Genomic DNA, 20311 nt, shown 5'->3' on the forward strand with positions numbered 1-20311 from the left:
ATCGGGGGTTACCGGGCTTTTCGGGGCCCCCCGGCGCACCTCTGTACGCCTTCTATATTCCCATGGGTCCGGCGCCTCCCGGCCACGCCGCGAAGCGTGGGCGGAAGGCGACGGACCATTGGACCCGATGCTCTCACGAGGCCTGACAGCAGACAACGGGGTTCTGCGATACGGCAAGTGAGCGAAGCCGACGCGCTTGAGCAGGAGCTGGAGCAGACCCCACTGAAGCTCCCCCGGCCATCCGGCCGAAATTGAGACAAGCTTTTCCCAAGCAATACCGGCCCATGGCGTTCACATGCGGCCCGCCAGTGTGCTCGTGCCTCTGACCCCAGAAGTCCGGCCCACGCCGGGCTGCCGACGACGCAGGTCGGCTTCCTCCCTCGTCACTTGAAGCACTCCGTCTTCCACCCTCGGGCCATGGCGAGTTTCAACGGTGACTTCGTCATCCTTCCCGGCGATGCTGAATGTGCTCGATTTCGACAAGAGAGGGCGATCACGTGAAGAAGTTCTGCGTTTTTCTTGGTGCCGCGGCTCTGGTGGCCCTGCCGATGGGAGGGACGGCTTCCGCCGAAACGACCACAACGTCCCTGTCGGCTCTCCAGCACATAGTGAACGACAACAGCGGAAAGTGCCTGGTCGCCCGGGGGTCCGGCGAAAGCAACGCCGTGCAGTACGGCTGTGACTACATCCAAGGGGCCACCTGGGCCGACCAGCACTGGACCTTCATGGGCTCAAACTGGAACAACATGCAGGTGCGGAACGGCAACAGCGGCCTGTGCCTGACCGTACGCGGCGGGGACAACGACGCCGCCGCCGTCCAAACCACATGCGGGGGTTGGCCGGACCAGCACTGGCAGGTCGGCATCGACTCGACCGGCCTTCACTACACACTGCGCAACCTCAACAGCGGAAAGTGTCTCGCCGTCCGGGGCTCCGCCGATGACACGGTGGCCATCCAATTCGACTGCGGCTACGCGGATCAATGGTGGCACTCGACCACTGTCTGAACAGCCGGCTGCCCGCGCCCGGTGCTGACACTGCGACACTCTGCACCCGCGAACGAACGGCATGAATGACCGGTAGGGACGGCCGCGGCCGTCCCTACCGGTCATTTTGTCCGTCCCGGCTCTGCGCCACCATCACTGAGCCCGGGGTGAAGTCGTCGCGTGATCGACCGGAAACGCGCTCATCGGTCCGGCCGAAGCGGTGACCAGGGGCGTTGAAGGCAGCTGCGGACGGGCGACCCCAGCAGGGTCGTACGGGTTGTGAGAGGGCACGACCTGGCGCTGATGGTCGAGTTGAACAGCGTGATGTCCACCGGGCCACCGGGCATGCCGGCGTAGGCGCGGGTGTGACAGCCGGGGACGGGGGCCGCTCACCGGCATAATCGCCTCGCGCAGGCCGAGCAGCCAGATCCGGCGGTTCACCTCCTCCTGACAACTGCGGCCGGTGGTCCGCTCGATGAGCATGCCGAGCAGGATGTAGCCTGTGTCGGATATGCCGGATGGGATGTTCGTCGTGTTCTGGTCGGTGCCGGTGGTCGCGGTGGCGTTGGTCTGCTTCGCCGCTCTGAGGGAGCACGGCACGCCTGCCGCCAAGCGGGCCGCTTACGTGTTCCTGGGCATCGCGGCACTGCCGGCGCTGGTCCTGGCGCTGTTCCTGGCGTTGATCGTGTTCGCGCTCGCGACAGGCTGACAGGGATCGAGGCCCGGCCCGCATGCGCTGTCCGGAGCAGCTTCCGGATAGTTCGTCACACTCGGTCAACAGGGCGGGTGTTGGCGGATCACACGCGGTAAATCCGGCGACGGCGGCGGTGATCCCCGGAATACTGGTCACCCATGGATGAGGTCGAAGTCGTCGTCGCCCATTCCGAGCGCGCGACCCTGCGCGTCGGCGACGTGTTCCTGAAGGTGGACGCCGATCAGGCGCGCATCGACCGCGAGGTCGAGGCGATGTCCCTCGCGCCGGTCCCGACGCCCGAGGTGCTGTGGCGCAAGCCGCCCGTACTCGCGCTCGCCGCGGTCCCCGGGACGACGCTCGGGCGCCTCGGCGGGCCGGCGACCGGGTCACCGGCCGCGTGGGCGGCGGCGGGCGCCGCCATCCGGAAGCTGCACGACGCGCCACTGCCGCTCCGGCCCGGCCGGGCGGGCCGGAGCGTCGCCGCGCTGGAGGCCGAACTCGACGAGGAGTGCGGGGTGTTGGTGACGAACGGCATCCTGCCCGTCGACCTGGTCGCCCGCAACCGCCGGGTCGCCGAGGCCGCCTTCCGGCCATGGACCCCGGCGTTCACCCACGGCGACCTGCAGATCGCGCACGTCTTCGTCGACGGCGACGAGGTCACGGGCATCATCGACTGGTCCGAGGCCGGCCGGGGTGACGCCCTGTACGACCTCGCCACCTTCACGCTCGGCCACGAGGAGCACCTCGACGACGTCATCGCCGGCTACGGCACCGATGTCGACGTCGACCTCGACGTGATCCACGCGTGGTGGTCGCTGCGGAGCCTGCTGGCGCTCCGCTGGCTGATCGAGCACGGCTTCGACCCCTTCGCGCCGGGCTGCGAGGTCGACGCGCTGAAAGCCCGGATGTGAGGCAGCACGGGATGGCAACCTCCGCGACCTCATTGGAAGCTTTCACTAACTCCCATTTGCCATAAGGCGGTTGGAGCTAGTCCAAGCGGTATGGCGACGGGCAGGGCCCTGACCCCGACGGCCCCCGGAGGCGCCACAGCGGGTTCACTCAGGGAAGTCACCGGAACGGATCGCGGCGATGAAGGAGCCCCAGGCGGCGGACGGAAAGAGGAGGGCCGGGCCGTTCGGGTCCTTGGAGTCACGCACCGGGACGGTACCGGGGAGAAAGCCAAGGGCCACCTCGATGCACTCGCGCCCGTCACCCCCGCTGTAGCTGCTCTTACGCCAGATCAACACAGCCAACTCCCTGAAGAGGTCTACGCCGGAAACTCGCACGAACGGACAGCCACCACGAAGGCTTCCCAAGCGGCAGCCCGGAAAACGAGCGCCGGGCCGCGCGGGTCCTTGGAGTCACGCACGGGGACGAGACCGGGGAATCCGGGGGCTACCTCGATGCAGTCGCCGCCGTTGCCCCCGCTGTAGCTGCTCTTGCGCCAGACCAGACTCATGCAGGGAACTTACCCTCCTGAATCGCGGCAATGAAGGAGCCCCAGGCAGCGGAGGGGAAGACGAGCGCCGGGCCGCGCGGGTCCTTGGAGTCACGCACGGGGACGAGACCGGGGAATCCGGGGGCTACCTCGATGCAGTTGCCGCCGTTGCCCCCGCTGTAGCTGCTCTTGCGCCAGACGGCCACGTCGAACTCGTTCCTCGTCATCCCTGAACCCTTCCAGCGCATCCGCGAACAGCGCGAGCGAGTCGGCCACTGGCAGCGCCGCCCCATGGAGCAGATCATAGCTCCAGCGATGCCGCGCAACGATCTCCGGAACATCGCTGGAATGCCCGCGATCGAGGCTCTCGGAATACACACAGGTTCGTCCGTCAGGCATCTCCAGCAGCACCATTGAGACATCAACGCTGGCCTGTCGACACGTGAACGGCACAACTTGGATCACGATGTTCGGAAGCTTTGCAACCGCCAGCAGGTGCTCCATCTGACGCACCATCACGCCAGGCCCGCCATAGACGGTTCGAATGCAACTCTCGTCCAGGATCGCCAGCAAGGGCGGCCCGCCCGGCTCCAGGAATCGCTTCTGCCGAGCCAACCGAGCCTGCGTTCGCTGCTTGATCATCTCCGGCTTACCGGCTGCATCGCTGACCGCAAAAACGGCTTCCGCATACTCGCGGCATTGCAACAGCCCGTTCATCACCGCGATCTGAAAGACTCTGGCCGCCACAGCCTCGGACTCCGCGTCGGCATGAGTCTGGAACCAATCCGGGTGTTCAACTTCGGCGTTCCAGTCCACCCGATCCCAGAGCCGCTTCAGCGCCCCGTCGGCGCCAAGCAGTACGTCGGCCTGCATGACCATGTCCGGCGGCATGCGCCTCTTGCCGGACTCAAACCGTGTGATATTCGGCCTGGTGGAGTGCAGCAGCTTCGCCAACTGCTCCTGCGTGTAGCCCGTCGCCTCCCGGTAGAAGCGCAGCTCTTCGCCGAACAACCGCGCCGAACTGGCCGTCACCTCGTTGACGAGTCGCCGGTGTGCCATGTCAGACCCCCTGACGTACCGCAGGTGCGTGGTACCTGATTTCGGCCATCACCGTACATCCGAAGCCCGGATCATTGAGACCGGAACGCAATCATCTGCATGCACAGCGTGACTGTGCGCGCTCCTGTCGCACGCCCCCTCTGCCCCCATGAGGTGTCCCCATGCTCATGTCCCGCCGGCCCCGTGCCTTCGTCGCGCGTCTCGACTCCTGCATCGAATCCACGCCCCTGGCGAGGTACTTGCTCCGGGCCTATCTCGCGGGCCTGCCCTCCGGCGACCGCTACGCCGACACCGCCGAGCTCCTCCTCGGTGAGCTCTTCGCCAACGCCGTCCAGCACTCCGACGCCCCCGACGACCGCCACATCGAGATCCGCTTCACCCTCGTCAACTCCCGCCTCCGGCTGGAAGTCCACGACGCCGGCAGCGGCCGACCGTCCCTCCACACCCCCACCCCCTCCGACGAGCACGGACGCGGCCTGTTCCTCGTCGACGAACTCGCCGAACGCTGGGGCTGCACCTCCCGACCCGACGACATCGGCAAGTTCGTCTGGGTGCTCATCGCCCCGGCCCCCGTCTCCGCCCTCGCCACCGCCTGAAAGCCGTCACCCCCATGCACCTCACGACCCTGGCCCGCCACGCCCTCTCCCGCGGCCGGACCCCCGCCGACACCTACGCCCTCCTCGCCCGCCGCACCCGCAAGCCGTTGCCCTCCGCCCGCGCCGTCTGCCTCGCCCTGTCGATCCCCCTCGCCGAGACCACCCGCCGCCTCAACGACTGCTACGACGCCCTGCTCGCCGACCCCCGCCCCGAATCCGAGACCGACACCGGCGAACTCCTCGAAGCCCTCGGAGTCTTCGACATCCCCAAGTCCCTCACCGACACCGAACTCGCCGTCGTCGACCTCTTCATCACCGCCGTCGACGCCATGGGCGGCATCCGCCCCGGCCACCAGCACGGTCTCCAGCGCTGGTTCACCACCGGCAACCTCACCACCGCGTACCTCTCCCTCACCGCCGCCCGCCCCATGCCCCGCACCGGCGACCCCGCCCTGTACTGGGCCACCCTCGTCACGGCCGGCGAACTCCTCACCACCACCCACCACTCCGAGACCCGCATCAAGTACGCCCTCGCCCACTGCCGCGCCCGAGCCGCCCGAACCTAGGCCGTTCCTTCGGATCATCCGATCGCTGGTTGATGTGTGCGTCATTGACTGACACCCAGTGGGCAAGGATCGAGCCGTTACCGCCGGATCCGACACCTCGGCGGGGAGGGCAGTGGCGTGATCACCGGCAGGTGATCGGCGCGATCGCCTTCAAGTACCGCACCGGGTGCCGTGGATGGATCTGCCTGAGCGCTTCGGCTCGTGGAAGGGCGCCCACAACCGGCTGCGGGAGTGGGCCGCCGACGGCACGTGGGCCATCGCCGCCGTCGTCATCCGGTCGGCCAGGTGACTCCAGCCGGGCTGCCTAGACCCATCCCTCGTCGAGGTAGACCGTCCAGGCGTCTCCCACTGCTCTGTGCAGTTCAACCAGGGCCGCAACCTCCGCGACGGCTGCCGGGGCGTCGGACAGTCGCAGCGGGGAGTCCGGGACGCTGTTGCGGGTGTAGACCGGTAGCTCGCCGTCGCAGCTGAAGGCGTGAAGCGATGAGGGGGCGTGGCTGAACCATGCGGGACGGTTCTCCTCGGCCCATGCAGCCGCAGCGTCGACACGGTCTACATGCACCAGTAGAGGCTCAGGTGCGGGCCCGCAACTGAACTGCACGAGGAAACCGTGGGCGTCCACTGCCCACCAATCCCACATGAACCCAGGTCGGGGATGCCGCAGGATCGTCGTCATGTCAAAGGATCAGCAGCCGACTTCACCAAGGCCGCGTCAGCCGCGCTCGGGCCAGACCGGGCCCTGGTCGGTCCAGATGACGCCCTTGTTGCGGCACAGGCAGAAGGGGTGGCCGATCGGGTCGGTGTAGACCTGCCAGCCGTAGCCGTTGGGGCCGATGAAGTCCTGCCTCAGCGTCGCGCCGAGGTCGAGGACGCGGCGCTGCTCGGGCCCGATCTCGTCCACTTCGAAGTCGAGGTGGAACTGCTTGGGGTGCTCGCTGTCGGGCCACTGCGGAGCGCGGTAGTCGTCCACCCGGATGAATGCCAGCTCGATCTCGCCGAACTGGATGCCGGCCCAGTCCGCCGAGCTGCCTTCCTTGATCGGACGGCCCGTCACCTCGGAGTAGAAAGCCGCCAGCTTCATCGTGTCCGGGCAGTCGATGATGAAATCGGTGAGTCGCAGCATCCCGCGATCTTGCCACAGGCTCACACCCGACTTCGAGACAGGCGCCCCCAGACCCCGTTCACCAGGGGCGGCCGGGTTCGTACCGCAGGTTCGGATCGGCAGCGGGCTTCGGCGGAGCCGCTCAGCGCTCCGGCTGTGCCGTCGTGATCGGCGTCAGTAGCGACCGTGCCCGGTTGCCTCCGCCCGGTCCCGGGCTGCCATCACGTCCTCGCCGTGTTCGAAGGCCCAGGCGCCGAACGCCTCGATCGGTTCCAGGAGTGTCCGCCCCAACCCGGTGAGGGTGTACTCCACGCGCGGCGGCGACCCGGCGTACGCGCGGCGTTCCACCAACCCGTCGGACTGGAGCCGGCGCAGCGTCTCCGTGAGGACTTTGGGACTGATCCCACCGATCCGCTCGCGCAGTTCGCCGGGCCGCGCGGGCCCGTCGCGCAGCGCCCACACCAGGACGGCGTTCCAGGTGTTGGCGAGCAGGTCGAAGGCGAGCCGGGCTCGGCAGTCGGCGAGGAAGCCGTGGTCAGCGGTCACTTACCAGATGGTGCCCCAGGACTTTCCTACTGTCTCCCTGAGCCGACTGGCAGGTCGTCACAAGGAGGTTGGTCATGATGAGGATCGGAATCATCGGTACCGGCGCAATGGCGCGGGTGCTGGGTACCCGGTGGGCGGGGGCCGGGCACGACGTGCTGGTGGGCGGACGGGACACCGGCCGCGCCGCCGAACTCGCCGACCGGATCGGCGGACGGGCGGGAACCCCGCGGGACGCGGTCGAACACGGCCTGGACGCGGTGCTGCTGGCCGTGCCGTACGCGGCGGCGATCGGCGTGGTCTCCGGCCTGGCCGACGCCGCGCGGGGAAGGACGCTGGTCGACTGCACCAATCCGATCGCCCCGGGTTTCGTCCTGGAGACCCATGGCGGGCCGTCAGCCGCCGAGCGCATCGCGGCCGCGGCGCCCGGCGCGTCCGTGGTCAAGGCGTTCAACCTCTGCCACGAGAGCGTGTGGCGCAGGACCCCGACCGTCTTCGACGGACGCCCCCTCGCGGTGCCGCTCTGCGGCGACGACGCGCCGGCCCTCGACACCGTCGGACACCTCGTTCGCGACCTCGGCTGCGTACCGCTCAACGGAGGCGGGCTCGACCGGGCAGGCCTCCTGGAGGCGACGGCGGCGTTCCTGATCAGCCTGTGGGTGGGCGAAGGCGCGGACGCCCAGGCGATCGCGCCACCGCTGGAGTACGCGGGCGTCGATCCCTCCTGATCTGCGATGGCTCCCAACCAACCCCGCCCGCACGGGAAGTCGGACCCGCCGACTTCTCACGCAGCCGACTGGTGCGGGGACCGCTCTGCCGACCCCTCCCGTACAGCACGTGCTGGTCGCGGGGGTGATCGCCGCGTCCATGGACGTGGCGGAAGACCGGCGGCCCGGACGGCCGGCGCCGTCCGGGCCGCCCCGCTCACTCCACGACCTCGGTGCTCCACGTGCCGTTCCGCAACGCGGTCTCCTGGAGCTTCCCGTCGCTCCGGCGGGCCGTGTAGACACGGGTGACGCCGCCGTGGTCCACCACCGCCGGCTCGAAGCCGTCGGCCACCTGCTGAACACCGGCGTTCGCCAGGGAGTCCTGTGGCGCCCACCCGCCGCCCGCCGCCTTCGTCTCGGTCAGCAGGCCGTTCCTGTCGACCAGGAACAGGCTGGTGGTCCCGCCGTGCACCAGGGCCGCCGGGGCGGAGCGTGGCACCGGCACCCGGAAGTCCTTGGTCAGGTCGTGGAGTCGCCACCCTGCATCCTGCGTGCCGCCCGCCGACGTCCCCGGAGGCGTCAGCCGGGCCTCCGAGAGATGGCCGTCGCCGCTGTTGACGGTGAAGACGCTCGTCACCCCGTCGTGCACCACCGCGCTCGGCGTCATGACGGACGCCGGCACGCCGGTCATGGTGAAGATGTTCCACTTCTCGCCGATCCTCAGCGACGACTCCTGGAGCTGCTGGTCCTTCGTGATCGTGTACACCCTGACCAAATCCCCCTCCACCACCGCCACCGGCGCGGTGCCGGCGGCGACCGGCGCGGCGGGCAGCTGCCCCGCGCCCAGGAGCCCGAGGTCGTCGTGCAGGTCCTGCCTGCCCCAGCCCGAGTCGTCCAGGTAGGACCGCCGCAGGTGGTTGTCCACGCCGACGGTGAACACGTTGACCTTCCCGTCCACTACCGCCGCGGTCGGAGTGCTCCGGACCTCCTGATCACCGAGGTCGGTGGCCTGCCAGTCCTTGTTGGGTTCCAACCGGGCCTCCACCAGGTGCTTGTTCACGGAGTTCACGACAAACACCCGGACGATGCCCTTGTCGAGCACCGCCACCGGGCGGGTGCCGGCCAGCACCTGGGGGATGGTGGAGTCTTCGGACCTGAGTGCGTAGTCCACCACCCTGACCTGGCCCGGGTTCGGGCTCTGCCGGAGCTTCGCCGCCTCGTTGCCGAGGTCCACGTAGCTCTCCAGGAGCTGCTGGTCCTTGTACGCCGTGAAGACACGGAGGTGCTGGTCGTCGGCCACCGCCGGACCGGCCGCGTTCCCGGGCGTCGCCGTGGCCGTCATGGCGGCGTCCTGGGCGGGTGAGGAGGCCGAGGATGTCGCGGAGGGCAAGGGGGCGGAAGAGGCCGAGGGGGCCCCGGTGTCCCGGGCGGGCGAGGAAGCCGCGGCGCCGGCGCCGCGGCCGGCGTCGTCATCGCTCTGGAGCAGGGCCCAGGACAGGACCGACGCGCAGACGACGGCGACCGCGGTGGCCAGCGCGATCCGGGTCCGGGGCTCCCGCAGCCGTCCGCGGCGGGGCGCGGTCGGTGTGGGTGTGGGTGTCGCCGTCGGTGTCGGTGCCGATGCCGATGTCGCCGTCACCGTCGGTGTCGGCGTCGCTGCTGGCGTCGATGTCGCCGTCACCGTCGGTGTCGATGTCGCCGTCGGCGTCGCCGGAGGGGTGACCGGAGGGGCCGCCGGGAGGTCGAGCTCGGTGGGCGTGGCGGCGCCCGCCGGTCCGCCGGTCGGTTCCGCCGCTACGGGGTCGTGCTGCGGAGCGGCGTCCCCAACCGCCGGTCCGGGGCCGTCGAGCATGGCCAGCCCCGCCACAGCGTCAGGCCGTCCGGCCGGGTCCCGGGAGAGCAGCGCGGTGATCAACGGAGCCAGCCGGCCAGCCCGTTGAGGCGGCGGGACGAGGGCGAGCGCGATGGCGGCGAGCGTCATCGCGGTCGTCTCCCGCCGGAACGGCGGCACCCCCTCGACGGCCTCGTACAGCGTCGCGCCGAGACTGAACAGGTCGACGGCCGGGGTGTCCGGCTCGTGGGCCAGCCGCTCCGGTGCGATGTAGTCCAGCGTCCCGACCAGGCCCCCGGTGGTGGTCAGCACGGTGCCCGCGTGGGTCTTCGCGAGGCCGAAGTCGGCCAGCAGCACCCCGCCGTCGTCGGCCAGCATGATGTTCGACGGCTTCACGTCGCGGTGGAGGATGCCCACCTGGTGCGAGGCGGCCAGCGCCCGCAGCACCCCGACGGCCACCTCGGCGGCCCGCTCCGGCTCCAACGGCCCGTCGGCCCGGAGCACCTGTGCCAGCGAACGGCCGCGGACCAGCCGCATCACCATCCACGGGCCGCCGTCCTCCACCACCACGTCGTGCACCGTCACGATGTTGGGGTGGTCGCGGAGCGCGGCCGCGTGGCGGGCCTCCGCCATGGCCCGGGCGATGGCCTGCTCGTGCTCGTCCTCGGAGAGGTCCTCCTCCTCCCAACGGACCTCCTTCACCGCGACCTCGATGTCCAGCAGTTCGTCCCTGGCCTCCCAGACCTGGCCCATGCCCCCGGCCGCCAGGGCTCTCACCAGCCTGAACCGTCCGCCGACGAGCCTGTTCGGTGCAGAACTCAAGTCCATGCGAAACCCTTACGCGGTCGGATGGTGACGGAACGTCAGATCGAGTGCCGAGCATACCGAGGGTGTGCCACGGTTCGGACCCCGAACCGCAGCCGTCCGGTGCCCGGCCCCGATGCCCGCGCCGGGCCGCGCCGGACCGCTCCGGTTCGCGCCGGTCCTCCCTGGTTCACGCCGGTTCGCGCCGGACCGCCCGGCCAGCCACTCCAGGACCTCGCCCCCGAGACGAACCCCACGGACCGGCGGCTCGCCTTGACGGCCCGCTGGTCGGCCGGGCAGGGAAGTGGGGCCGCCCGCCTCCGGTGTCACCGGCAGCGGATAGCCTCCGGCCGGAACGAACGGCTGACGGGAGTGGGCGTGGACATCGAGGAGACACTGGACCGGCTCGGCGCGGTCATCGGGCCACCGCCCGCGGGCGGAGTGGTCCCGGTCCCTTGGGAGCTCGGGCCCGAGGTGCTCGGCTTCCAGCTGCCCGCGGACTACCGGGCGTTCGTCGACCGCTACGGGATGGTCAGCATCAGCGACGAACTGCACATCTACACACCATCGGCGGCGCCCAGTCCCAAGGCCTGGCAGCCGCTCGGCTTCGAGGGATTCCTGTTCTACACGACGGACCCCTACGGATACTGCGCCATGCTGGCCCAAGCCTACGAGGACGGGGACTACGACGAGTGCCCGTACCCGCTGTTCCCGGCCGAAGGCGGGCTGCTGAAATGGGCGAACAACTACAACTCCGACCAGTTCTTCTGGTTGATGCGGGGCCCGGACCCGGACCGCTGGCCGGTGGCCGCCAAGTTCGACTCGATGCGGGAGTGGGACCTCTTCGAGGGCGGCTTCCTGGAGTTCCTGCTCGCGGCGGTGACGGAACAGTACCCGTACCACGACGACGTCGTTCCCGGCGGGACGAGGCAGCTCGGCGACGGCCGCGCCTACCGCCCCGGAGGAGACTGGTCGAAGCACCTACCGCACTGAATCCGCGGACACGGCCAGCCCCGGCCGACCCCCTGCCGCCACGGCCAGGCCCCCAACCACCCGCCCCGCGCAGGAAGTCGACCCCGCCGACTTCCTGCACAGCCCCGAATCAGCCGCTCAACTCCACCCCTTGCCCTTCCGACCACCGGCCCAGGTCCGCCGGAGCCACCCACCGGGTCATGAGCACCGTCATCGCCCGGTGGACCATCCTCCTCGGCACTGCTGGTGCGGCACCCGAAGTCGCGCGCCAGGCGGCGACCACACCGGCGACCGGCTGCGCCAATAGGGACTCCTGAACAGCCTGTTGGCGTAGAAGCCCTGCGAGCTGACTAGGCCCGGCTCCCCTCCACGGGAGCAACAGTCAGGAGTTGCGGGTGAGGCCCTCCGACTCGACAGCGGTGATCTCGGCTGCTGCGAGCCGAGCCTCCTCGCGCACCTCTGGGTCGGGGTGAGGGAGATAGGGTTCGATCAGCGGCCGGGCCTGCAGGGCGTGGGTGGCGCCGAGGATGTAGAGCGTGTGGACGAGGAGTTGGCGTTCCATCGTCGGCATGGCTGCCGCCAGCGGTTCGACGAGAGCCGGAGGCACGCGGTAGTGGTCGAACGCCTCGCTGATCGAGTTCAGGGCGGACTCGCGCACCTTGGTCACCAGTTCGTTGACGGCCACGCTGACCAGATGTTCGACGACCAGGCGAGCGGAGTCCGCGTCGAGTGCGGCGCCGCGCAGGAGGTCCCCGAGGACGTCGGCGGCGACGTCCCGACGGCCCGGATCGCGATCGGTCAGCGCTTCAAGTGCCTCGAACATGTCGTTCATGCTGCCACCTCGGGCCGCTCGACCAGGACGCCGTTCTCGAAGTGCGCGCCGGCACGGACCAGCGGCACCGGGTGTACGCCGTCGGCCCACACGGAGACGTAGTCCCGGTCGGCCAGGTCCCAGGTCCGGAGGTCGGCGTGGTCGTCGCTCCACTGCTTGGTCAGCCAGGTCATGGTGGCCGGCGACAGGCCGGCGGTGCCGCCGAGGAGCTTCTCCAGGGCGGGCACGAAGTCCCCGGACGACAGGCCGTGCAGGTAGAAACAGGGGCAGCACCTCGGGGTCGTTGTTCCGACCCTTTCAGGGCGCAGGCATGTAGTCCAGGGGAAGCTCGACTCCTGTGCCGGCGTGCAACCGTGCCATGTCCTGTCGGTCCTTGTCCGTGGCTTCATAGCCGAGGTGACACCGCACCTGCGTCGCCGCGTCGACACACGGGACCCGGCGCCCGCCGATGGTCCCGGTCACCGGCGGCGGGTAGTGGAACCGTTCACCGCCCGGGAGAAGCTGCACCCCGCCCTCGCGGGAGGAGCCGAGGACGGGGTGCAGGTCGATCTCCCGGCCGGCACCGTCCGCGACGGCAAGCGCGGCGGGCAGCCAGTCCCGCAGGAGCTCCGTGAACCCGGCCTCGGCCAGCGCGTCTCGCACCACGTCGAGCTGGTCCAACAGGACGACCAGGTCGAGGTCCGCATGGGTTCGGGTCGTCTCCCCGATCAGGGCGTCCACACCCCAGCCGCCGTCCACCCAGGCTGCGGCCCCTGCGCTCTTGAGCAGGTCCAGCACTTCGAGTACATCGGATTCCTTCAGCACCAGGGCACCCTGGCAGTGCGGACGAGCTGTCGCCACCGAGATACCCGCCGGTCCGGCGCAGTTCGCCACCGGCTACGGCCCGGCCCGCGAGCGCGGGCTCAGTGCCTGCGGTCCTCGACCGTCCAACCGTCGCCCAGCTCGCGGCGCAGCGCCTCCAGCGCCACGTCGGCCTCGCTTCGGAACGATTCCTGCTGGTCCCGGGTCCAGGGCGAGGGGCCGGCCGGGTGGTCCCAGTCGAGGGAGGACTGGTACAGGTCAGCGAGTCTGGTGAGTTCGTTCCGGGTGGCCGGGGTGATGGGCAGCTTCTCCAGGACGCAGGGGTATTCGTAGGGGCTGTCGAGGTCGGGAGCGCTCTGAGGGCCCGGCCACAACGGGGTGTCGACGCCGTACTCGAAGAAGAACCGCAGGTGATAGGACATGCCCCAGCCTTTCACGGCGCCGAGCACACCGTGCGGGCGGCCGACGTGCTCAGCCCAAGCTCCCAACCACCCCCGCGCACAGGAAGTCGGCTCCACCGACTTCTCGCGCAGCCGCATGGTGATCCGAGCCGGGCGGCCGGAAAAGCCGGAGCGAGCGCCGTCGCACAGGCCCGATACTGATCTCCATGGCCGATGAACCCCTGTCCATCCCCCTTGCCGACCTGCGCCGATCGTTCGACCTGGTACTGCGCCACATCGAGGCCGCCACACCAGGCGACAGCCTCGCCCTGGACAAGGACTACTTCTGGTCCGTCCCTCCGGACGGCCTCTACGACGTCTACCGGGCCCCGGACGAGCTCACGATCGGTCAGCTCTCCGAATCCTGGCAGCACCTGACCGGCCTCCTCGCCGAGCCGGATCGCGCGGTGGGGTACCACCTGGTGTGGCTCGCCGACGTCCTGCGGGCGATCGGCCAGGACATCGCGGCCTGAGGAGGCGTCGGGTCATTGATCAACCGCGTGGCGTGAGGCGCTGAGGGTGAGCTTCGCGGACGCCCCGACCGCGAATCCGCAGCCGTCAGGCCTGCTTCTCATCCGCCGCGCCGGCGCTGGACGATGACCTTCCGGTCAGCCCAGCGATGCGCTCGCCGCGCGCAGTTCGTCCAGGGCCGCCAGGACGTACCCGGCGAGCGCCTGCTCGGCGCCACCGTCGCCCTCGGCCCATTCGGCGTACCCCCGCTTGAAGGCGAGGACGCCCAGCTCGCCCGCGAGGGCCGCGATCGGATCGGGTACGCGGCGGGCGACCAGCGCGGCGGTCATCGCGGCCGCGAGGCTGACGGTCTTGAGGGTGTCGCGTTCCTGAAGCTCGGCGCTGGCCGCGATGGCCGCCTTCAGGCGGGGGGCGAGTTCGCGGGTGGCCGGGCCCATCGCGGTCGAGGCGCGCTCGAGACCGGCGGCGACGGCCTCCAGCGGGCTGGCGTCACCGGGCGCTTCGGCGATGCCCTCGGTCAGCAGCCGGCTCAGCGTCTCCTGTCCGGCGACCAGCAGCTCGCGCTTGTCGGGGAAGTGCCGGAAGAAGGTGCTCTTGGTGACCCCGGCGCGCTCGGCGATCTGCGCGACCGTCGTGGCGTCGTACCCCTGCTCCGTGAACAGGTCGACCGCGGCCACGACGAGGCGTTCACGCGCACCTGGTTCCCATCGACTCATGGGTTCAGCATATGTGATGGGACTCTTGTCCCATCATCCTGCTACGGTGATGGGACAAGAGTCCCATCACTTCCGGGAGGATTCCCATGCGTGTCTTCGTCACCGGCGGCACCGGTCTGATCGGCTCCGCCGTCGTCGCCGAACTCCTCGGCAACGGCCACACCGTCCTCGCGCTCGCCCGCTCCGACGCCTCCGCCCGGGCCGCCGAGGCGGCCGGCGCCGAGCCGCTGCGGGGAGGCCTCGCCGACCTGGACGTCCTGCGCTCCGGCGCCGCCCAGGCCGACGGGGTGGTCCACCTGGCCTTCGGCAACGACTTCAGCAGCCCCGAGGCCCTCGCCCGGAACGTCGCCGAGGAGACCGCCGCCCTCACCGCCCTCGGCGAGGAGCTCCTCGGCAGCGACCGCCCCCTGGTCACCGTCTCGGGTACGCCCCACGTGCCGGGCCGCGCCTCCACCGAGGCCGACCCGGTGCCGACCGACGGGCCGGTCGGCGGCCGCGGTCGCACGGTCACGGCGATCCTCGGCCTGGCCTCGCGCGGAGTCCGGAGCACCTCCGTCCGTCTGCCGCGCACGGTCCACACCGAGGGCGCGGGCGGGTTCGCCGGCCTGCTGACCGATATCGCGCGCCGCAGCGGCGTCTCCGGATACCCCGGCGACGGCACCCAGCGCTGGCCCGCCGTCCACGCGCTCGACGCGGCCGCCCTCTTCCGGATCGCCCTGGAGCGGGCGGAGCCCGGCACCGCCTGGCACGCCGTGGCCGACGAGGGGGACGAGGTGCGGGACATCGCGGCCGTCATCGGCCGACGACTGGGCCTGCCGGTCCAGTCGGTGCCGGAGGAGACCTACGGCCCGCTCGGCCCGATCTTCCGGGCCGACCAGCCCGCGTCCAGCGCCCGCACCCGGCAGGCGCTCGGCTGGGAGCCGCGGCGCCCCGGCCTGCTGGCGGACCTGGAGAACATCCGGCCCTGACCGGCGATCGGCGATCCGCGATCGGGGGCGGACCCGCAGCGGAGCAGCTCGCAACTCCTCTCTCCCGTACGTCACTTCACGTCCACAACAAGATCCATACCAACCAGGAGGTTCCATCATGGTGGCAGTCGTCTTCGGCGCCCGCGGCAACGTCGGTCGTCATGTCGCCGACGGGCTGCTGGCCGCCGGCGAGCAGGTCAGAGCGGTCAGCAGGACCCCGGCCACGGGCTCGACGCCCGGGTACGAAGCGGTCGTCGCCGACCTGGACCGTCCCGAGACGCTGCCCGCGGCGCTCGACGGTGCCGACAAGGTGTTCCTGTACGGAATGCTCGACCCCCAGAAGCCCTACGACATCGAGAAGGTCACCGCGGCGGCCGCGGCGGCCGGGATCCGGCAGGTGGTCCTGCTCTCGTCGGTGGCGGTCGTCCTCGACCCCGCCGCCGACCACCCGGTCGCCCGCCTGAACCGCACGATCGAGCAGGCCGTCCAACGGTCCGGCCTGGACTGGACGTTCCTCCGGCCGGGGACGTTCGCGACCAACACCCGTACCTGGTGGGCCGAATCGATCCGCACCGGCAACGTCGTCCGCCTCCCCTACCCGCTCGCGCAGTCGGCGCCGGTGCACGAGAAGGACATCGCGGCGCTGGCGGTGACCGCCCTCACCGAACCGGGCCACTCGCACCAGGCCTACACCGTCCACGGGGCCGAGTCCCTGACCCTGCGACGCCAGGTCGAGCACATCGGCGAGGCCATCGGCCGTCCCATCCGGATCGAACACGTCTCCCACGAGCAGGCCCGCGCGGACGTCGCCAGGACCATGCACCCGGTCGTGGCCGAGGCGATCGTCGACCAGTGGGCCGCCGCCGACGGCGTCGCGGCCGTGACCTCCGTCATCGCCGAGAAGATCACCGGCGCCCCGGCGCATGCCTACGCCCAGTGGGCCGTCGACCACGCCGACGACTTCCGCTGAGCCCGTCGTACCGACCGGCCGACGTGTCGGGTCATCGCCAGCACGGCGCGCACTGCCGAGGGTGGTCTTCGCGGGCGGCGTCCCGTCCGCGAAGGCCACCCTCGTGTGTGCGCGTCTGCGCGAGCCGCCGACAGATGGTGGACGCCGCCGCCGACTTCGTCACCAGGAACACCACCTGAACCGTTCCGAGGGCGCAGCGGGCTACTCCGGGGACCCGCCGAGCGGCGGGATCACGTCCAGTTGCTGGAGGAAGCCGAGGACGTCCTTGTCCGACCACTTCTCGGCGAGCTTCCCGTTCTCGATGCGGTGGATCACCGTCGCCGTCATCGTGATCGGCCGGCCGGTCGCCGGGATGCCCGGGAGGTCCCCCACGCACATCCCACGGCCCGTCAGCCGGGTCACCACCTTGTCGCCCTCCGCGATCTGGTCCTCGATCTCGTGGACTCCGGGCGTGGCCTCCCAGAACAGCCGGAACGCCTGCTTCAAGCCCTCCCGGCCGGCGGCGAGCCCCGGGAACGGCGGCGGCGAGTGGTCCTGGTAGTCCTCGGCGACGAGGTCGTCCATGGCCTCCAGGTTGCCGGCGTCCACCTCCTGGTAGAACCGGCGGACCAGCCTCTTGTTCTCCTCGATCGACATGGGCACCTCTCCCTGCGTACGGTCGCGCCGCCGGAGCGGCGCACGACGCCCGCATCGTCGCCCGCCCGCTCCCCGCGCCACGTCCTCGGCACGCGCGGCCGCCGTGGACGTTCACCCGGAAAGCAGCCGAAGCCGTGCGGGCCCGCCGTCAACAGGCAGTTGGGACGTACTGGTCCGCCGACAGCGCGAAGACCCGGACTCGCCGGCCGCCGGTGGGATTGACGGTCTCGCGCTCCAGCCGCATCCCCAGCTTGGTCATGATCCGCTCGGAGGCGTCGTTGCCCACCTGGGCGATGCTGACGATCCGCTCCAGCCCCCGCTCCTCGAAGCCGAACCGTACGGCGGCCGCGGCCGCTTCGGTGGCCAGGCCCTGCCCCCAGTGGGCACGTCCCAGCCGCCAGCCGACCTCGACCGCCGGCAGCACCTCCGGCAGGTAGGAGGGCACCGAAAGGCCGGTGAACCCGGCCAGTTCGCCGGTGGAGCGGATCTCCACGGCGAACAGGCCGAAGCCCCGTGCCTCCCACTCCCCCTCCCACGCCCGGATCCCATCGCGGGTCTGCTGCTCGTCACGGACGCTGCCGTCACGGATCCACCGCATGACCTCGGGGTCGGCGTTGACGGCGGCCATGGGCGCGACGTCCTCCTCGCGCCAGCGACGCAGGATCAAACGGGGAGTCTCAAGCCTGATCATCCGATCATTCTGGATCGCCGAGAGGCTCTCCGCCAGCGCCGCCGGGCACCGAGGGAACTTGTACGAAGGCCGCGTCCGGGCCGCTACCGCAGGCAGGCGAAGGCCTGGTCGGCGTCGGCGACGGCCTCGGGCCGCACGTCGCGGGCGCTCCGCCCGTCGGCGATCTTCTGCCAGTTGGCGCGGGCGAGCACCCGCTGGACCGCGATCACCTGGGCCGCCCTCAGCCGCGCCTGGACGTCCAGGCCCGGGTCGAGGGCCTCGGCCAGCGCCTGCTCGTCCGCGAGCATGTACTGCAGGAGCCGCCCCGCCAGGCTCGGCGTGGTGAACACCAGACGGTGGAAATCCACCACCGCGGGATGGTCGTTGAGGCCGGTGACGGGTTCGAACCGATCGAGGCCGTCCAGGAAGTGCGCGTGCAGTGCCGCCATCGGCGAGACGTCGGACAGGCGGTCGCGCACGACGCGCGCTGCCTCGCCCTGATGGTCCGCGAACCGCTGAAGGACCAGGTCCTCCTTGGTGGGGAAGTACCGGAAGAGGGTCGGCTTGGAGACCTCGGCCACGGCGGCGATGTCGCTGACCGAGACCTGGTCGAATCCGTGCGCCAGGAACAGTGAGACCGCCGCTTCGGCGATGGCGTCACGGGTCCGCGCCTTCTTGCGGGCGCGCAGCCCCGTCGGCTCGATCACCTGAACAGCATAACATTAGTGACCAGGTTGCTTTTTTAACCGAGTAACGATTTCCTGGAGGAGTGACCAAGCCGAACAGCACACAAAACGCCGCACGAAACACCGCGCGAACCCCCATGCCGCCGGTGCTCGTCACCGGGGCCACCGGCCGGATCGGGCGCGGAGTCGTCGACGAACTCCTCACCGCGGGCGTGCCGGTCCGCGCCCTCACCCGTCGCCCCGAAGCGGCGGCCACGCTGCCGCCCGGCGTCGACGTCGTCACCGGCGATCTCACCGTGCCCGCCTCCCTCGACGGGGCGCTGCGGGGCGTCGGCGCCGTCTTCCTCCTCTGGACCGCACCGCCGCCGACCGCCGCGGCAGTCGTCGAGCGCCTGGCCGCCCACGCGCAGCGCGTCGCCCTCCTCTCCTCACCGCACCAGACACCCCACCCCTTCTTCCGGCAGCCGAACCCCATGGCGGTGCTCCACGCCGAGATCGAGCGACTCATCGCGGCCACCGGCCTCGAATCGACGATCATCCGGCCGGGGATGTTCGCATCGAACTCCCTGGCCTGGTGGGCACCCGCCATCCGCGCCGGCGAGGTGGTCCGCTGGCCGTACGGCGCCGCCGGGACCGCCCCCGTCGACGACCGTGACATCGCGGCCGTCGCGGCACGCACCCTCTACGAGGACGGTCACGCCGGCGGCGACTACGTCCTCACCGGCCCCGAGTCCCTGAGCCAGGCGGCGCAGGTGGAGATCATCGGGAACGTCCTCGGACGCCCGACCAGGTTCGAGGAGCTGTCGCCGGACGAGTTCCGCGGTGCGATGGACGGAAAGGCACCGCGCCCGGCCGTCGACATGCTGCTCAACGCCTGGGGCGCGACGATCGGAAGGCCCGCGTACCTCACCTCCGCGGTGTCCGACATCCTCGGAGTACCGCCGAGGCCGTTCTCCCGGTGGGTCGCCGACCACGCCGACGCGTTCAGGCCGGGCCCGACCCCGTCGACCTGACCTTCGCCCGAGTCATCGCCCGAGCCGTCGGCCGGGTAGCGGGGGCCGCGTCGGCCGCCATAGCGTGGCGGGCCAGGACAGCACCGGCCCGGCGAGAGGGACGACATGGCAGGGACGGAACCACAGTTCGCCTCCTACGCCCCCGACCCGGCCGAACGGCACGCACCGGTGGCCGCCGTGGTGGCGGAGGCCACCGGCGACGACGTACCCGTGCTGGCCGAGTTGCAGGCCCGGGCGCGCGGCGGCTCGGCGGACGAATGGGCGGACCGCATCCACCGGGCGCTTCGCGGTGAGCGCAGCCTGGTCGTCACCGCGAAGGTCTCCGGTGAGGCCGTCGGGTACGCGAGTGCGGCCTACCTGCCCGCGTACCCGGCGGACGGCGCCCCGGCCGGCCACTACCTGACCGGCGTCACGGTGGATGCCGCCTGGCGGCGCCGGGGCCTGGCGAGGCTGCTGACCCGGCGCCGGATGGAATGGGCCTGGGAAAGGGACTCGGCGGTCTGGTGCTTCGTCTCCGCCAGGAACCGCGCCTCGCTCGACCTGCACCGGGAACTCGGCTTCGTGCAGGTGGAGTTCGGCACCTCCTTCCAAGGCGTCGGATTCGCGGGCGGCGAAGGCCGGCTCCTACGGGCGGACCGACCGCGGACGCCCTCGCCCGACATCGCAGGAACGTCCTGCGGGAGCCTGCCCGAACGCCACGGTCCAGGCCCCGGGCCCATCAGCACCTGCGATGCCACCACGCCAACTCGGCGTCCGCCGTCGGCTCATGATGCGTCCGCCTGAGCAGCACCGCGTCCAGGCGATCCAGCT

Annotated in this window: 26 protein-coding genes and 2 pseudogenes; 13 read left to right on the forward strand and 15 right to left on the reverse strand. The window is 70.7% G+C overall.

Going from position 1 to position 20311, the window contains the following annotated elements; translation table 11 throughout:
• Window positions 1–497 precede the first annotated feature (497 nt).
• The 3 genes from ACWDCZ_RS19625 to ACWDCZ_RS19635 all read left to right on the forward strand — a co-directional run bounded on the left by ACWDCZ_RS19625 (window position 498) and on the right by ACWDCZ_RS19635 (window position 2591).
• On the forward strand, window positions 498–1007 hold the full coding sequence (locus tag ACWDCZ_RS19625) for an RICIN domain-containing protein (protein ID WP_449816518.1): 510 nt from the start codon (window positions 498–500) through the stop codon (window positions 1005–1007).
• A 502-nt stretch (window positions 1008–1509) separates the two neighbouring features.
• The gene (locus ACWDCZ_RS19630; RefSeq protein WP_449816519.1) at window positions 1510–1695 is read left to right on the forward strand and encodes a hypothetical protein; all 186 of its coding nucleotides are present in this window, start codon (window positions 1510–1512) and stop codon (window positions 1693–1695) included.
• 143 nt (window positions 1696–1838) lie between these two features.
• On the forward strand, window positions 1839–2591 hold the full coding sequence (locus tag ACWDCZ_RS19635; RefSeq protein ID WP_449816520.1) for a phosphotransferase family protein: 753 nt from the start codon (window positions 1839–1841) through the stop codon (window positions 2589–2591).
• Window positions 2592–2735: 144 nt separating this feature from the next.
• Here the strand turns inward: ACWDCZ_RS19635 and ACWDCZ_RS19640 are convergent, their stop codons facing one another.
• Genes ACWDCZ_RS19640 through ACWDCZ_RS19655 form a run of 4 tightly spaced genes read right to left on the reverse strand, consistent with a single transcriptional unit; the run spans window position 2736 to window position 4177 of the window.
• Complete coding sequence (locus ACWDCZ_RS19640) at window positions 2736–2927, reverse strand: DUF397 domain-containing protein (RefSeq protein WP_375873526.1); 192 nt, start codon at window positions 2925–2927, stop codon at window positions 2736–2738.
• A gap of 20 nt (window positions 2928–2947) precedes the next feature.
• Entirely contained in the window at window positions 2948–3139 is a 192-nt protein-coding gene (locus ACWDCZ_RS19645; RefSeq protein WP_375873525.1) for a DUF397 domain-containing protein, read from the reverse strand.
• Window positions 3136–3273, reverse strand: a complete 138-nt coding sequence (locus ACWDCZ_RS19650; protein ID WP_369808269.1) for a DUF397 domain-containing protein — start codon at window positions 3271–3273, stop codon at window positions 3136–3138. The genes ACWDCZ_RS19645 and ACWDCZ_RS19650 overlap by 4 nt, the downstream gene beginning before the upstream one ends.
• Window positions 3230–4177 carry a helix-turn-helix domain-containing protein gene (locus ACWDCZ_RS19655; RefSeq protein ID WP_375873524.1) on the reverse strand — a complete coding sequence of 316 codons (948 nt, stop codon included), beginning with the start codon at window positions 4175–4177 and terminating at the stop codon, window positions 3230–3232. The genes ACWDCZ_RS19650 and ACWDCZ_RS19655 overlap by 44 nt, the downstream gene beginning before the upstream one ends.
• Before the next feature lie 161 nt (window positions 4178–4338).
• Between ACWDCZ_RS19655 and ACWDCZ_RS19660 the strand changes: the two genes are divergently transcribed.
• The 3 genes and pseudogenes from ACWDCZ_RS19660 (at window position 4339) to ACWDCZ_RS19670 (ending at window position 5628) form a co-directional block, all read left to right on the forward strand.
• Window positions 4339–4773 (forward strand): ATP-binding protein, encoded by a 435-nt coding sequence (locus tag ACWDCZ_RS19660; RefSeq protein ID WP_387823677.1) that lies wholly within the window; start codon window positions 4339–4341, stop codon window positions 4771–4773.
• A 14-nt stretch (window positions 4774–4787) separates the two neighbouring features.
• Window positions 4788–5339: a hypothetical protein gene (locus ACWDCZ_RS19665; protein WP_449816521.1), complete on the forward strand. Its 552-nt coding sequence runs from the start codon at window positions 4788–4790 to the stop codon at window positions 5337–5339.
• Window positions 5340–5371: 32 nt separating this feature from the next.
• A pseudogene (locus ACWDCZ_RS19670) lies at window positions 5372–5628 on the forward strand (transposase).
• 423 nt (window positions 5629–6051) lie between these two features.
• Here ACWDCZ_RS19670 and ACWDCZ_RS19675 read toward each other — a convergent pair.
• On the reverse strand, window positions 6052–6462 hold the full coding sequence (locus ACWDCZ_RS19675; protein ID WP_449816522.1) for a VOC family protein: 411 nt from the start codon (window positions 6460–6462) through the stop codon (window positions 6052–6054).
• A 153-nt stretch (window positions 6463–6615) separates the two neighbouring features.
• Window positions 6616–6987, reverse strand: coding sequence for a winged helix-turn-helix transcriptional regulator (locus ACWDCZ_RS19680; protein ID WP_449816523.1), 372 nt, complete (start codon window positions 6985–6987; stop codon window positions 6616–6618).
• 77 nt (window positions 6988–7064) lie between these two features.
• Here ACWDCZ_RS19680 and ACWDCZ_RS19685 point away from each other — a divergent pair, with 77 nt between their 5' ends.
• Window positions 7065–7712 carry an NADPH-dependent F420 reductase gene (locus ACWDCZ_RS19685; protein ID WP_449816547.1) on the forward strand — a complete coding sequence of 216 codons (648 nt, stop codon included), beginning with the start codon at window positions 7065–7067 and terminating at the stop codon, window positions 7710–7712.
• A 196-nt stretch (window positions 7713–7908) separates the two neighbouring features.
• Here the strand turns inward: ACWDCZ_RS19685 and ACWDCZ_RS19690 are convergent, their stop codons facing one another.
• Window positions 7909–10299 (reverse strand): protein kinase domain-containing protein, encoded by a 2391-nt coding sequence (locus ACWDCZ_RS19690; RefSeq protein WP_449816524.1) that lies wholly within the window; start codon window positions 10297–10299, stop codon window positions 7909–7911.
• A 405-nt stretch (window positions 10300–10704) separates the two neighbouring features.
• Between ACWDCZ_RS19690 and ACWDCZ_RS19695 the strand changes: the two genes are divergently transcribed.
• Window positions 10705–11319, forward strand: coding sequence for a hypothetical protein (locus tag ACWDCZ_RS19695; RefSeq protein ID WP_449816525.1), 615 nt, complete (start codon window positions 10705–10707; stop codon window positions 11317–11319).
• 361 nt (window positions 11320–11680) lie between these two features.
• Here the strand turns inward: ACWDCZ_RS19695 and ACWDCZ_RS19700 are convergent, their stop codons facing one another.
• The 4 genes and pseudogenes from ACWDCZ_RS19700 to ACWDCZ_RS19715 all read right to left on the reverse strand — a co-directional run bounded on the left by ACWDCZ_RS19700 (window position 11681) and on the right by ACWDCZ_RS19715 (window position 13353).
• A complete protein-coding gene (locus ACWDCZ_RS19700; RefSeq protein WP_449816526.1) occupies window positions 11681–12130 on the reverse strand; it encodes a hypothetical protein in 450 nt (149 codons plus the stop codon).
• A 71-nt stretch (window positions 12131–12201) separates the two neighbouring features.
• Window positions 12202–12396: pseudogene (locus ACWDCZ_RS19705) on the reverse strand (IS256 family transposase); the annotation flags it as partial.
• Between the two features lie 31 nt (window positions 12397–12427).
• Window positions 12428–12934, reverse strand: coding sequence for a nucleotidyltransferase domain-containing protein (locus ACWDCZ_RS19710; RefSeq protein WP_449816527.1), 507 nt, complete (start codon window positions 12932–12934; stop codon window positions 12428–12430).
• Window positions 12935–13032: 98 nt separating this feature from the next.
• The gene (locus tag ACWDCZ_RS19715; RefSeq protein WP_449816528.1) at window positions 13033–13353 is read right to left on the reverse strand and encodes a hypothetical protein; all 321 of its coding nucleotides are present in this window, start codon (window positions 13351–13353) and stop codon (window positions 13033–13035) included.
• A gap of 185 nt (window positions 13354–13538) precedes the next feature.
• Between ACWDCZ_RS19715 and ACWDCZ_RS19720 the strand changes: the two genes are divergently transcribed.
• Window positions 13539–13844, forward strand: a complete 306-nt coding sequence (locus ACWDCZ_RS19720; RefSeq protein ID WP_049649920.1) for a hypothetical protein — start codon at window positions 13539–13541, stop codon at window positions 13842–13844.
• Window positions 13845–13979: 135 nt separating this feature from the next.
• On the opposite strand, the gene ACWDCZ_RS19725 is transcribed toward ACWDCZ_RS19720, so the two are convergent.
• Window positions 13980–14558 (reverse strand): TetR/AcrR family transcriptional regulator, encoded by a 579-nt coding sequence (locus ACWDCZ_RS19725; protein ID WP_449816529.1) that lies wholly within the window; start codon window positions 14556–14558, stop codon window positions 13980–13982.
• 86 nt (window positions 14559–14644) lie between these two features.
• Here ACWDCZ_RS19725 and ACWDCZ_RS19730 point away from each other — a divergent pair, with 86 nt between their 5' ends.
• Window positions 14645–15526 carry an SDR family oxidoreductase gene (locus ACWDCZ_RS19730; protein WP_449816530.1) on the forward strand — a complete coding sequence of 294 codons (882 nt, stop codon included), beginning with the start codon at window positions 14645–14647 and terminating at the stop codon, window positions 15524–15526.
• Between the two features lie 118 nt (window positions 15527–15644).
• The gene (locus ACWDCZ_RS19735; RefSeq protein WP_449816531.1) at window positions 15645–16496 is read left to right on the forward strand and encodes an NAD(P)H-binding protein; all 852 of its coding nucleotides are present in this window, start codon (window positions 15645–15647) and stop codon (window positions 16494–16496) included.
• A gap of 201 nt (window positions 16497–16697) precedes the next feature.
• Here ACWDCZ_RS19735 and ACWDCZ_RS19740 read toward each other — a convergent pair whose 3' ends face one another.
• The 3 genes from ACWDCZ_RS19740 to ACWDCZ_RS19750 form a co-directional block, all read right to left on the reverse strand.
• Window positions 16698–17132: an ester cyclase gene (locus ACWDCZ_RS19740; protein ID WP_449816532.1), complete on the reverse strand. Its 435-nt coding sequence runs from the start codon at window positions 17130–17132 to the stop codon at window positions 16698–16700.
• 148 nt (window positions 17133–17280) lie between these two features.
• Window positions 17281–17823, reverse strand: a complete 543-nt coding sequence (locus ACWDCZ_RS19745) for a GNAT family N-acetyltransferase (RefSeq protein WP_449816533.1) — start codon at window positions 17821–17823, stop codon at window positions 17281–17283.
• 83 nt (window positions 17824–17906) lie between these two features.
• The gene (locus ACWDCZ_RS19750; RefSeq protein WP_449816534.1) at window positions 17907–18509 is read right to left on the reverse strand and encodes a TetR/AcrR family transcriptional regulator; all 603 of its coding nucleotides are present in this window, start codon (window positions 18507–18509) and stop codon (window positions 17907–17909) included.
• A 116-nt stretch (window positions 18510–18625) separates the two neighbouring features.
• Between ACWDCZ_RS19750 and ACWDCZ_RS19755 the strand changes: the two genes are divergently transcribed.
• Both ACWDCZ_RS19755 and ACWDCZ_RS19760 read left to right on the forward strand, forming a co-directional pair.
• Window positions 18626–19501: an NAD(P)H-binding protein gene (locus ACWDCZ_RS19755; protein ID WP_449816535.1), complete on the forward strand. Its 876-nt coding sequence runs from the start codon at window positions 18626–18628 to the stop codon at window positions 19499–19501.
• 105 nt (window positions 19502–19606) lie between these two features.
• Window positions 19607–20284: an N-acetyltransferase family protein gene (locus tag ACWDCZ_RS19760; protein ID WP_449816536.1), complete on the forward strand. Its 678-nt coding sequence runs from the start codon at window positions 19607–19609 to the stop codon at window positions 20282–20284.
• Window positions 20285–20311 lie beyond the last annotated feature (27 nt).

Source organism: Kitasatospora sp. NPDC001225 (assembly GCF_053597855.1).